This window comes from Pirellulales bacterium (genome assembly GCA_035499655.1).
Taxonomy (GTDB): Bacteria; Planctomycetota; Planctomycetia; order Pirellulales; family JADZDJ01; genus DATJYL01.
This window is the reverse complement of sequence record DATJYL010000048.1, coordinates 44,971-57,338: the sequence shown is the minus strand read 5'-3', so window position 1 is coordinate 57,338 and position 12,368 is coordinate 44,971. Positions and strand designations below refer to the sequence as shown.

The 12,368-nt window shown below is 59.9% G+C and carries 8 protein-coding genes; 7 read left to right on the top strand and 1 reads right to left on the bottom strand.

Annotated features, from left to right (window positions below):
* The 7 genes from VMJ32_03265 to VMJ32_03235 form a co-directional block, all read left to right on the top strand.
* Positions 1-2,005: hypothetical protein (locus VMJ32_03265; protein HTQ38017.1), on the top strand; the 2,005-nt coding region annotated here is incomplete at its 5' end.
* 162 nt (positions 2,006-2,167) lie between these two features.
* Complete coding sequence (locus tag VMJ32_03260) at positions 2,168-3,865, top strand: M28 family peptidase (protein ID HTQ38016.1); 1,698 nt, start codon at positions 2,168-2,170, stop codon at positions 3,863-3,865.
* 371 nt (positions 3,866-4,236) lie between these two features.
* The gene (locus VMJ32_03255; GenBank protein ID HTQ38015.1) at positions 4,237-8,220 is read left to right on the top strand and encodes a BamA/TamA family outer membrane protein; all 3,984 of its coding nucleotides are present in this window, start codon (positions 4,237-4,239) and stop codon (positions 8,218-8,220) included.
* A gap of 143 nt (positions 8,221-8,363) precedes the next feature.
* The gene (locus VMJ32_03250; protein ID HTQ38014.1) at positions 8,364-9,422 is read left to right on the top strand and encodes a type II secretion system F family protein; all 1,059 of its coding nucleotides are present in this window, start codon (positions 8,364-8,366) and stop codon (positions 9,420-9,422) included.
* The gene (locus tag VMJ32_03245; GenBank protein ID HTQ38013.1) at positions 9,419-9,595 is read left to right on the top strand and encodes a hypothetical protein; all 177 of its coding nucleotides are present in this window, start codon (positions 9,419-9,421) and stop codon (positions 9,593-9,595) included. Before VMJ32_03250 ends, VMJ32_03245 begins: the two co-directional genes overlap by 4 nt.
* 6 nt (positions 9,596-9,601) lie before the next feature.
* Positions 9,602-10,003, top strand: coding sequence for a hypothetical protein (locus tag VMJ32_03240; protein ID HTQ38012.1), 402 nt, complete (start codon positions 9,602-9,604; stop codon positions 10,001-10,003).
* Complete coding sequence (locus VMJ32_03235; GenBank protein HTQ38011.1) at positions 9,996-10,952, top strand: DMT family transporter; 957 nt, start codon at positions 9,996-9,998, stop codon at positions 10,950-10,952. Before VMJ32_03240 ends, VMJ32_03235 begins: the two co-directional genes overlap by 8 nt.
* 97 nt (positions 10,953-11,049) lie before the next feature.
* Here VMJ32_03235 and VMJ32_03230 read toward each other — a convergent pair whose 3' ends face one another.
* Entirely contained in the window at positions 11,050-12,099 is a 1,050-nt protein-coding gene (locus VMJ32_03230) for a site-2 protease family protein (protein ID HTQ38010.1), read from the bottom strand.
* Positions 12,100-12,368 lie beyond the last annotated feature (269 nt).

Here is a 12,368-nt window from a genome sequence, read left to right as displayed (position 1 = left end):
TAAAGATATTTCCTTGAAGTCAGCGTTGAAGTTAATTCTGTCGCGGTTCAATTTGAGTTATTTGATTAAGGACGAAATCCTTCAAATCACCACGAAGGAAAAAGCTGACACCACATTAACCACCAAGGTGTATTATGTCGGCGATTTGGTGGTGCCCATTCAAAGTCAAAACGTCAATTTGGGACAATTGGGCGGCGGTTTGGGCGGCATTGGCGGCGGTGGCGGCGGCATCGGTGGCGGCGGTGGATTAGGTGGCGGCATCGGCGGCGGCGGCGGTGGATTGGGCGGCGGCATCGGCGGCGGCGCATTTAGCCTGCCCGCCGAGTCGGGCCGTACGCTTGTGCCCGAACGTGGCACCGGCGGCGCGCTGGATGTAAACGATTCGCAGAATTCATCCGCAGCCAAGCCCGCCGAAAGCCGGCCGCAGTCCGTAGATAATCACTCCTCCGCGACAGTTCGACCCGTGTCGAATTCGTCGCCGGCTGCGGCAGCACCTGCGCCGTCAGCGCGTGCGACGGCAGCGAGCACAATCACCATCGACTCCAGCGCCGATCCCAATCAAGCGTGGAACGATTACTTCGCCGGATTGCCCCAGCCCGACGAACAGCACTCGGCCGAGATTGCCCGAAAACGTAATGCGGCCGTTGCCGATACGGCCAAGGAATTGATGAACGAGCGCAAATTCGTCGAGGTTACCGCCTTAATTAATGCGGCCCTGCGCAACGGTTATGCCCAACCTTGGATGTACGAGGCCTTGGCGCTATCGCTCCAAGCCTCCGACGCACCCAAAGACGAAATCGAACGGGCGTTGATGTCGGCCGCCGACTTTGCCCGTTCCCCCACCGATCTAGTGAATGTGGCGGTGTATATGGCGCGCATCGGTTTAGATGCCCGGGCGCTAAAATTGCTTCGACAGGTTTCGGTGATGCAGCCGTATCGCCACGAGCCGTACATGCACGGCCTGACCGTTGCCCAGCGGTTGAACGATGTCGATGGCATCCGCTGGGCTTGTCTGGGTGTGCTCAGCCAGGCCTGGCCGAACGACAAAAAGGAAATTGTGGAATCGGCCCGCTATGCCGCCGATGCGCTTTTAGAAAAACTGCGCAGCCAGGGGCAAATGAATCAGGCCGACGATTTCCGTCGTCAGCTTGACGAGGCCCAAGCCCGCGATTGTGTGGTGAAGGTCAGTTGGACGGGCGATGCCGACGTCGATTTAGCGGTGGAAGAACCGACCGGCGCCGTCTGCAAGTTCAGCAACCCGCGCACCACCGGCGGCGGAGTGATGCAGGGCGACACATACGCCAAATTGAAATCGCCCGGCAGCGACGGCGCCGCGGAGTATTCTCAGTCGTACATTCTGCCGCAGGGATTCAGCGGTCAATACAAAGTGTTGGTGCGGCGTTTGTGGGGACATGTGGCCACCGACAAGGTCACGGTCGATGTGTACACGCATTTTGGCACGACCAAGGTCGCGCACATCCACAAGCAAATTCCCGTCAGCGAGCGCGATGCTTTGGTTCTTTTTGATTTGAACAATGGCAGCCGCAAAGATCCGCTGGATCAGGCGCAATTGGCCCTGGCGACTGAAAATCAGGAAGTGGTCGGCCGCGCGGTATTGTCGGAACAATTGTCTGCGTTTGACAGCGAATCGTCTTCCGGCTCCGCCAGCGATTTGCCGGACGCCGGCGCAGGCGCCGGGAATGCCCCCGTGACGCCGTTCAATTTCCCGTTTTTCCGCGCCGGGGCCGTGGGCTATCAACCCGTGATTACGGTCTTGCCCGAAGGCACCAATTTATTTGCCACTGCGGTGGTATCAGCCGATCGGCGCTATGTGCGGATTACCGCTTTGCCGTTGTTTTCTACCGTGAGCAACGTGACAACCTTTAATTTCGCGACTGGCCAAACCGGTACGTCGACCTCCTCGACCAGCGGCACCACGACCACCAGCGGCACGACCACGACCTCGGGCACCACAACCACGGGCGGCACGACCACCACGCTTTAGGCGCGGCAGATTCTAAAAGCAGGCGATTTTACTCATCCATATCACCGACCGGCAGCAGGTCTGGGACACGCTGCCGGTTTTGTAGTGTATCTTTGACGATAAACCTTTCCCGCGCAGTCCGTTTCAGCCGCCCACAGAATTGCCGATTGATTGGAGCCTTTCATGGCAACATCGTGCGCCGCACGCCAGCTCTCTAAACAAGCAACAAAGCCGTACTTTGTCCGCCGGACTGCCATCATTCTCGGCGGAGTCGGGTGGCTCTTTTTTGGAGAATTAATTGCGGGGCCGGCGCCATCGCGGTTGTTGGCGGCCGATCTTTCGGTGGCGAAATCCGCCATGGAAACCATCACGGCGGACGATGCTCAAAACTTCGTCAACGTGCTGGCCGACGATGCGTTGGAAGGGCGTGAAACCGGAACCCGGGGCGGCCGCGCTGCGGGAACTTATTTAGGAGAGCAATTCCAACGGCTCAAGCTGCGCGGCGGCGGCGTGGGGGGTGGCTATTACCAACCATTCGGAGCCAACTCGCGAAATTTGTTGGGCTGGATTGAAGGGAGCGATCCGGAGCTCAAAAAGCAATTCGTCCTGGTCACGGCCCACTACGATCACATCGGCTATGGCAAGCCGTCCAATAGTTTCGGCCCACTGGGGCAAATTCACAACGGGGCCGACGACAATGCCAGCGGCGATGCTGGCATTTTGGAAACGGCCAATGCGTTCAATCAACTTCCCCAGGCCCCCAAGCGCAGCGTCATGTTCGCACTGTGGGATGCGGAGGAAGAAGGCTTGCTGGGCTCAAAATACTGGATCGATCACCCCACGGTGCCGCTGGCCAATGTGGCGGCCGTGCTGAATGTCGACATGATCGGCCGGTTGCGAAACAGCCGAGTCATTGTTTACGGCGGCCGTAGCAGTTACGACTGGCGGCAACTGCTCAGCCGCGACAACGAGGAAACCGGTTTGCTGCTGGATTTCGATTGGCTGATGAAGGCCGACAGCGATCATCAACCGTTTTTTGCCGCCGGCGTTCCGGTGCTGATGCTGCACACCGGCTTGCACGAAGATTATCACCGTCCCAGCGACAAAGCCGACAAAATCAACTCGGCCGGGCTAAAAACCGTGAGTCAGCTCCTGTTCCGCGCCGCGCTGGATTTGGCCGACGAAACGGCCCGGCCGAAATTCCGCACGGCCGCCCGGTCTGAGTCGCCCGCCTCGCAGCCATTGGTGGAACAACTCGCGCCCTCGCCGGCCGGACGATTGGGCATCACGTGGGACGAAACCCAATCCAGGCAAGGCGTGCTGCAAATCGCGGCGGTTGCCCCTGATAGCGCCGCGGCCAAAGCCGGTTTGAAAATGGGCGACCGCATCCTGAATTACGCCGGCAGCGAACTAACCGGCGTGGAGCAATTGCGACAGTTGGTGTTGGCCACCCAGGGCACTGTGCCAATCAAAGTTTTGCGCGCCGCCAACGAACAACCAATAGAAATGAGCATTCAGCCGGCGGGCGAACCCGTGCGATTGGGTCTGGCATGGCGCGTGGATGATGCCGAACCCGACGCGGTGCTGCTGGTCGGCATAACGCCTGGCTCGCCGGCGGAGCACGCCGGGTTGCAATTATACGATCGCATTTACGAGGTCAACGGACGGCGATTTTCTTCCAGCGACGAATTTCGGCAGCTCACCAATTCGCTCGCTAGTCCGCTGGAATTGCTCACCGAGACTCGGGGCAAAATCCGGCCCGTTACCGTGGAACGGTTGGAGATTGTGACCGGCGCGGCCGCGCCGGAAAAAGCAACGCCTGCCTCCGCTGCATCTTCTGCAACGCCGTCATCACCTCTCCCGGCCATGGCACAGCAGTAATTTGATTTCTGCATGCCGATGGCTTGAACGACGGGCATCCGACGGTAAATCCGACGACTGGACTATACTTTCGTGCCGTGCTAGCGAGTTACGTAATTTGCCAAATCTGCCACGGCGGCGGTGATCGCACATTTCTCGCTAATTCGCCCGCAGTTCGACTTGCCGGTGATTGCGGTTTGCAGTATTTTTCCGCACCCTTCGGGCGGAACTTTCACAGGCATCTCGGCGCGCCGGGCTGGCCAGTGTGGGCTTATCGCGTGCGCCTGAAAGGGGTAATTCCCGTCCAGTTCTGGGTGGGAACTTGATTCGCAACAACCTCGTCTGGTTTTTCAACATCTGTGCCTGACATTCGTCGCAGGGAAGCGAACCTGATGGTCGCACTCCGTCGCCGTTTGATCGTCGGCAGTCTGGCGCTAGCCGCCGGGCTAATGCTCGCCCTGCGCCCATCCTTCGCTCAGAATTCGTATGACGGCGGAAGCGCTTATCCCCTGCCCCCTTCGGCCACGGCATCCGGCGGGCAATTATCGCCACTGCCGTCCTATTCGCCACTGCCGTCCTACGCCCCACCGCCTTCAAGTGCGCCGTCTTCATTGAGCGCCCCGCCGGCATCGTATGCTCAGCCTGCGCCCTTTGGCCGGCCAGAAACCACCACCGCGCCAATAGCGGGTTATGTACCGCCGACATCCAATTCTTTAACGCCAACACAAGCCGCTGCAGAAGGACCAAGCTATTTGCCGCCAACCAGACCTGCTGCTGCGCCATCGAGCAGCGCCCCGCTTACCACACCATCCGTTGCCGGTAATTTGCCGCAAACTTCTGCCGTCGGCACTTACGGCACGGTGCCGATGATGGCGTCCCGAACTCCTGCCACCGCGCCTAATCTTGCGGCCTCTTCGACCGGCGCCGCGGCGTCTTCGACGGATACCGCCGGCGTGTCCAAGCTCCCCTCGTACACCGCTCCGGCCATGGCCGATCCCGGCCCACCCAATGGCCCGGCGGGCTCGTCTGACGCAGGCAACCCGCAATCCGGCGAAACCATTGTCCGCGAAGTGCGCGTGGAAGGAAATCACACCACGCCGGTGGCGAAAATGCCGAAGCTGAGTACCCGCGTCGGTCAACCGTTCGATCCGCGGTTGGTGCAAGAAGACGTGCGGGCCCTGGCCAGTTCGCGAAAGTTTCTCGACGTGCGGTCGCAATTTCAGGCGGTGCCTGACGGCATTGTCGTAATTTTCCAAGTGGTGGAACGGCCCACGATTGAAGAAGTGAAGTTTGTCGGCAATCAAGATGTGCGCACGCAAACGCTGCGGAAGAAATCAGAATTGGAAAAGGGTCAACCCTTGGACCCCTACGCCATTGAAGAGGCCCGGCGGCGCGTCGAAGCGTATTATCACGAAACCGGCTACAACCACGTGGTCATAACCACGCTGGAAGGGGACAAACCGAATGATCGCAAGGCCGTATTTTTGGTCGACGAAGGGCAAGAACAACGCGTGCTGTGGGTCAGCTTCCAAGGCAATACCATCGCCAGCGCCGCCCGATTGCGCACGCAAATTTCCATCAAGCCGGGCGTGCTGTGGCTGTTTGGCGGCAAGGTCGATCGGAAAAAAATCGACGACGACGTGCAAAAGCTCTACGCCTATTACCGCGGCTTGGGATTTTTCCGCGCGAAAATTTCCCCCGACCTGCAGTACAACGAAGCCAACGATTGGCTTTCGCTCAACTACATTATCGACGAAGGTCCGCGCTTCACGATCCGCAACGTTTCGTTCATTGGCAACGAAAAATTTCAAGTGGGAGATTTGAACAAGGGGCTGGAACAGACGAGCGGCAAACCGTTCAACCAGACCACGCTCGATCACGATCTGGTCGCCATCCGCGACGTGTATGGCACGCACGGCTACATTTTTTCCGATGTCCAGGCGGAAACACGCCTGCTGGAAGACCAGCCCCAAATGGACTTGGTTTACAACGTCAGCGAAGGCAAGCGCTACCGCGTGGGAAAAATCAACGTGAACATCGCCGGCGACGATCCGCACACCAAGCACTCCACCATTTATGACCGGCTGTCGCTGCACCCCGGCGATATTGTCGACACGAAGAAAATTCGCGAAGACGAACGCCGCTTGCGCGCCAGTGCCCTGTTCAATGTCGATCCCAGCAAGGGGGGCGCTCCGAAAATTGCCTTCAACAAGCCCGACTCCAATCCCGACGATGCCGACGCCGTCGCGCAAAAGCCTGACACCCCTCCCAGCCGGCGAGGCGCTCATGTGGGAGGCTTTGGCAGCGGCGGCTACGGCAGCGGTGCTGGATCGGGTGGCGATTACAGTCCGGGCGGTTATGGAAACGGAAACGGCTATGGGGGCGGAGTCGGTTCGGGCCCCGGTTATCCAGCCGGCGGCGGATACGACAGCTATCGTGGACAAGCGCCCGACGATGATGAAGTGGTGCTCGACATCACGCGCACGCTGGATTCCGACGGAAACGAAGTCGACATCTACGCGCCGCAGCAGCAGCCGGTGGTGCGGCCCGCGGATCACAATATTCAACAAGCGCGGTTCCAAAGTCCTGGTTCCGGCTATGGCAGCGCCAACTCGGCGGCCTCGAATTCCGATTGGTCCAGCTACAACACGCCGACGGGCGATCAAGCCCGCTCCGCATGGAACGTTCCGGCGGGCAGTTCCACGCCCAGTTATTTGCCGCCGGGAGCGCAGCCCATGTCGCCTAGCACGGCGATGACCCCATTATCGTCGGCAACGCAGCCCGGCGCCTATTCTGCCGCGCCGCCCACTTCGTACTCTCCGGCAACGTATCCGCCCACCGCTACCACAGCGCCGATTTATGCTCCGCCGCCCGTTGGCGGCTCACCGGCCGTAATGGCAACTCCACCGGCCACGTCTGCACCGGCGGCCGGTCTGTATTCCAACGCAGTTTACGGCGGCAGCTCGACGCCGGCCTTCAACGCACAATATCAAGGTGGCGGTTTGCCCCCCTCGAGTTCACCGCCCGTACCGGCTTATTCGCCGCCGATGGCACAACCGTCAGCTCCAGCGAGTACGGCGCCGGCTTACTCTCAGCCGGGGCAGCCCAATAGTTATCCGCCGGGCTTTGCCACCAGCGGCGGAAACGCCTTCGGACCGGGTTATGCAGGCAATAGTGCGGTCCCGCCTCCCGCTTATGGCGCGCCGCCGACAGGCTACGGCACACTTCCCGCGCCGGGTGTTGCACCGCAAGCGCCGCCGCAGCCGCCGGGCAACGTCGGTTATCAAGTCATTCCGGAAGGGGACGCGGTAACCGACATCAACGTCACGGCCCAGGAAACGATGACCGGCCGGTTGATGATTGGCGCCGGCATAAACTCCGACGCGGGCCTGGTGGGCAACTTTGTCTTGGACGAGCAAAACTTCGATATCACCCGGTTGCCCCGGTCGTGGGACGATATTACCAACGGCACCGCTTGGCGGGGCGGCGGACAGCAGTTCCGCTTGGAGGCCGAACCAGGCACCGAATTGCAGCGCTACGCGGTCACATTCCGCGATCCGTACATTTTCGATACGCCCGTGCAGTTCAGTATTTCGGCTTACTACTTCACCCGAATTTATGACAGTTGGACGGAAGGCCGCGTCGGCGGTACAACCAGTTTGGGTTATGCCTTCACTCCCGACCTGAAAGGCACGATTGGCTTCCGCGGCGAACAAGTGCAAATTTACAACGCCGTGGCCAGCCCCCCCCCTCAATTGCAAGAAGTGCTGGGCAACAACGATTTGTACGGCTTCTCGGTGGGCATGTCGCACGATACCCGCGACAGCCCGTTCCTGCCGACCGAAGGCCATTTGGTTTCCGCCACCTTTGAAGAAGTGGTGGGCTCGTTCCAGTACCCGCGCGTTGACGTGCAAGGGCAGCAGTATTTTCTGTTGCACGAACGGGCCGACGGTTCGGGCCGCCACGTAATTGGGCTTGGCGCACAGATGGATATCAGCGGCCCCGACACGCCCATTTACGACGCCTACTACGCGGGTGGTTTTAGCACGTTGCGCGGCTTTGCCTTCCGCGGAGTCACGCCCCGCGCGTCCGACGGCGTGGGCGTCGGCGGCGACTTCATGTTGCTGGGCACCGCCGAATACCTGTTCCCGATTACCGCGGACGATGCGTTACGAGGCGTCGTATTCTGTGATTTCGGCACCGTGGAGCCCGATGTCCGTTGGGGCAATATCCGCGTATCGCCAGGCTTTGGTTTACGCATCAACGTTCCGGCGATGGGTCCCGCGCCCATTGCATTGGACCTGGCCTTCCCTGTCGCCAGTGCGCCGGGCGACCAAATCCAAAACTTCAGCTTCTTCATTGGCATCGGCCGATAAGGCTCCGCTTCGAGAGTGCCGGCTGCAGCGCACACTTGGGCGCGGTCGCACCCTGTTCCGTGACATATCTGCTAGATATGCTTGGCAGTAGGCAACTCGCTTGGCCTGTTCCGTCCCATCCGTGCCTTTGCCCGAGCTGCGCAATGCCGTTTGCCCAATTATTTGCTCCGCGGCCGTCAACCAAAACATTGGCGGATTTTCTGCGCCGCCTATCGATGTCTCTAGCGGCGGGGATCGACATTCGCAAGGCGCTGGGCAGCGAGGCGCGGCGTTCGTCCCCGGCCCTCCGCGAGCGGATCGAAACCATGTCCGGCATGGTCAACACCGGTTCGACCGTCACCGTGGCCATGCAGGAAACTGGCGACTACTTTCCCGTATTGGTGCGAGAAGTCGTTTCCGTGGGCGAACAAACTGGACATTTGCCGGAAGTACTCAAACAACTGGCCGAGCATTACGACGAGCAACTTGCCCTGCGGCGGATGTTTTTGACCACGATTACCTGGCCGCTGATGGAACTGGCCATGGCGCTGGCGGTCATTGGGTTTTTGATTTGGATGTCGGCGACCATCACCAACATCACCGGCACAAAAACCGATCTGTTGGGCTTGGGCTTGACGGGCGTCGGCGGGTTAGTGGTCTACCTGATGTTTCTCGCGCTGGTGGGGGTGGGATTATTTTTGTTCTACCGCGCAGCGCGGACCGGACAGATGTGGACCCACCCCATTCAACGCCTGGCCCTGCGCCTTCCCATGCTGGGCGACGCGCTGCGAACCTTGGCGGTGGCACGCTTTGCTTGGACGCTCCACATTACGCTGGGCGCCGCACTCGACGTCAAACGGTCTTTACAGCTCGCCGTGGCCAGCACGCACAACGTGGAATTCACCGAGCAGTGGAAGCGCATGGAGCAGGTCATCGCACGTGGTCATCCCATTTACGAAGCCTTGACCGAAGCCGGTGTGTTTCCCATCGAACTGGTGCATGCCGTCCAAGTGGGCGAAGAAAGCGGCCGGCTGGTGGAATCCTTGGAAATTTTAGCGCGGCAACAGTTGGAAGCAGCGCGTACCGCGTTTGCCATTTTTACGCGCCTGGCCGGCTGGGGCGTTTGGTGCCTGGTGGCCGGTTTAATTACGGTGCTCATTTTTCGGCTGGCTGGCGACTACCTGGGCAACATTAACCAAGCGATGAAGGGGCTCAAAGGATGAAGCGATTCCACCCGCCCGATTATGGGCCAGTATTTGCCCCGTTGTTGGAAACAGCGCCCCTGAATGCCTTGGGACCCGGCCGCGCCGCGGCCCAGATGCGCGAACCATTGGAAGCCGTTTCGATCCCGGCCGCTTTTGTTCCACATCGCGTCGTCGATCAGGCATTGGCCTAGGCCTGTTTGGCCGGTCTGTGGCTGCGCTGGGATTTTCTGGACCGCTCCCACGGCATCAGCCAGGAAATCCATACCGCCACGGGCAGTTATTGGCACGGCATTTTGCACCGCCGCGAGCCGGATTACGACAACGCCAAATACTGGTTTCGGCGCGTGGGCCGGCATCCAGTGTTCGCGCCGCTGTGCAGTGCGGCGAAAGAAATCGCCCAGGCGGTTCCAGCGGAGCCAGCGGCGAATTTTTTGAAGCGCCAAAGCCAGTGGGATCCCTTCGCCTTCGTCGATGTGGTGGCCGCCAGCGACAAAAGCACGGCCAGCGAAGAATTGTGCCGTCAAATTCAACGCCGCGAATGGGAATTGCTGTTCGACTTCTCCTACCACGCGGCCCTCGGCAAGGTGCGGGATGAGTGAACCCGGTTCGCCGCCGCCGATTCCGCTGGACGTTCCCGGCGAACTGGCGCCCTTGGAGCCGGCACCCGGCGCCACCGATGCCCCGGCGAATGCCTTCGTCAACCGGCTGTGCATTGTCGCCGCCGCGGTGATGTGGAGTTCCAGTGGGTTTTTCGCCAAAAATCCCGCCTTCGATGCCTGGCCCAGCGACCAGCGCGGCGTGCTGCTGGCTTTTTGGCGGGCGCTGTTTGCCGGGCTGCTCATTCTGCCGGCTGTCCGCCGGCCGCGCTGGCCCATCAAGCTCTTGCCCATGATCGGCAGCTTTGCAGTGATGAATGTGACTTACCTGTCTGCCATGTCGTTGACCACGGCAGCCAATGCCATTTGGCTGCAAAATACCGCACCCTGGTGGATTTTCGGCGTCAGTGTGCTGGTCTTGCGCGAGCCCCTCAACCGACGCGATTTATTCACCTTGCTGCCCGGCGCTTTGGGCGTGGGATTGATTTTGCTGCACGAAGCGGGAAGCGAATCGCATATTGGCGTGGTGTGCGGCCTGGCGGCGGCGGTCAGCTATGCCGGAGTCATCATGTCGTTCCGCAGCCTGCGCGGCGAAGATACCTTTTGGCTGGTCAGCGTCAATCATTTGGCCACTGCGGCAATCCTTGCGCCCTTTGTGTTGTGGTGCGGTCTGTGGCCCAGTGGTTGGCAATGGCCGCTGCTCGTGGGCTTTGGCTTTTTCCAAATGGCGCTGCCATATACGCTGTTTGGTCGGGGGCTACGATCCATTTCCAGCCAGGAGGCCGCCGCCATTGCGCTGTTGGAACCGATTCTCTTGCCGCTGTGGGCATTTCTGGTGCGCGGCGAAAAACCTGCCTGGTGGACCGTCGCCGGCGCGGCCATGATTCTGCTGGGTTTGATTTTGCGTTACACGTGGCCAAGCAGTGCGCGAGCACATCTTAGGTCGATGTAACAGCGGTGGTCGGTGGTGGGCCAATTTGAACATAGCCCGACTGTGTCAGTCGGGAAAAGCGGCTGTCGGAATTTCAAATTGTCCCACCACCCGGTGGTCACACCGACTGCATGCGGAACGGCGTAAAACAAAGCACCGGCAGCGCCAGCGAGAGCAGGCCCAGAATGGTTCGCACCGCGCCCAAGGGAACCGTGTCGTCCGCAGTGCGCGGATGATCGACGCCAATGAACGTGACAATCACAATCATCAACGTCCACGAAACTTGGTGGGCAAGAACAATATACGCAATCGCCGCCAGTAAAAACCCCCGCGCGATAATCCTCGAGCGCCCCAGGAATAAGGCATAAATCACATGCCCACCGTCGAGCTGGCTGACAGGCATCATGTTCAATCCGGTGACGAACATTCCCACCCAGCCGGCCATGTAAACCGGGTTCATCACCAGTTCTTCACCAGGCGCCATGTCGGGCCGTAACCAGTGAATGAGCCATCTGGCCAACAGCGGATCGCCGAAGATAAAACCGCCATGTTGTGGAAGCGCGTGTTCGCCAATTTTAATGCCAATCCACACCAGCGGAATGGTCACCGCCAATCCGGCCAACGGGCCGGCTAATCCGATATCGAACATTTGCCGTCGGTTGGCCCGAAAGCCCTCCATGCCGATCACCGCTCCCATCGTGCCGGTAAGCATGATAGGCATCGGGATGAAAATGGGATAACTGGCTGGCACGCGATACCGCACGGTCATCAAAAAGTGCCCCATTTCGTGGGCCAATAGCACCGCCATGACACAGCCCATGTAGGTTAAGCCATCTGCCCAGTTGGCTTTCAGTTGGTGCCAGGTTGCGTTCCAATTCCATTGTTCGCCTTGAAATCCAAACAGAGTGGGCGCCCAATGATACGTGCCGGCCGCGTAAGTGAAAAAGCAGGTCAGCAAAAACAACACCAGTGGCAGCGCCCGCCGCCGCCGCGGCATGCCCAAGTCGAATTCGTCCAACATCTGCCGTGGCACGGACGGATACGAAGCAGCCGAAGCTGACGACATGACGGGCTTGGCTACCGCCGTCGGGAATGCAGCCGCCGGAAAAGGAGTTGCAGGTTTTTCGGCGGCGGAGGGCAAATCGGACGGGCCGGGTAGGGGATTCATGAATTCAGCATAGCAAACCGGCGGTAAATCACGAAAGTGGTCACGCACCCGCGCTGCCACAACGCTGTTCGGCAGTGAACAAAACCCCCAAACTAACTGATCGTGCTGCCCGCGATTGTAGCACGAGCACAATCGTGATATATTGTCGGGCTACCCTCAGGGGCCTGTTTTCAGCGCCGGTGTACGGTTCTGGGCCGCCAGCGAGGGATGTCCTTTAACTCGGAATTGGTTTCTTTTCTTTCAGCGCGACGCGGCTTCTGCAATGGTTC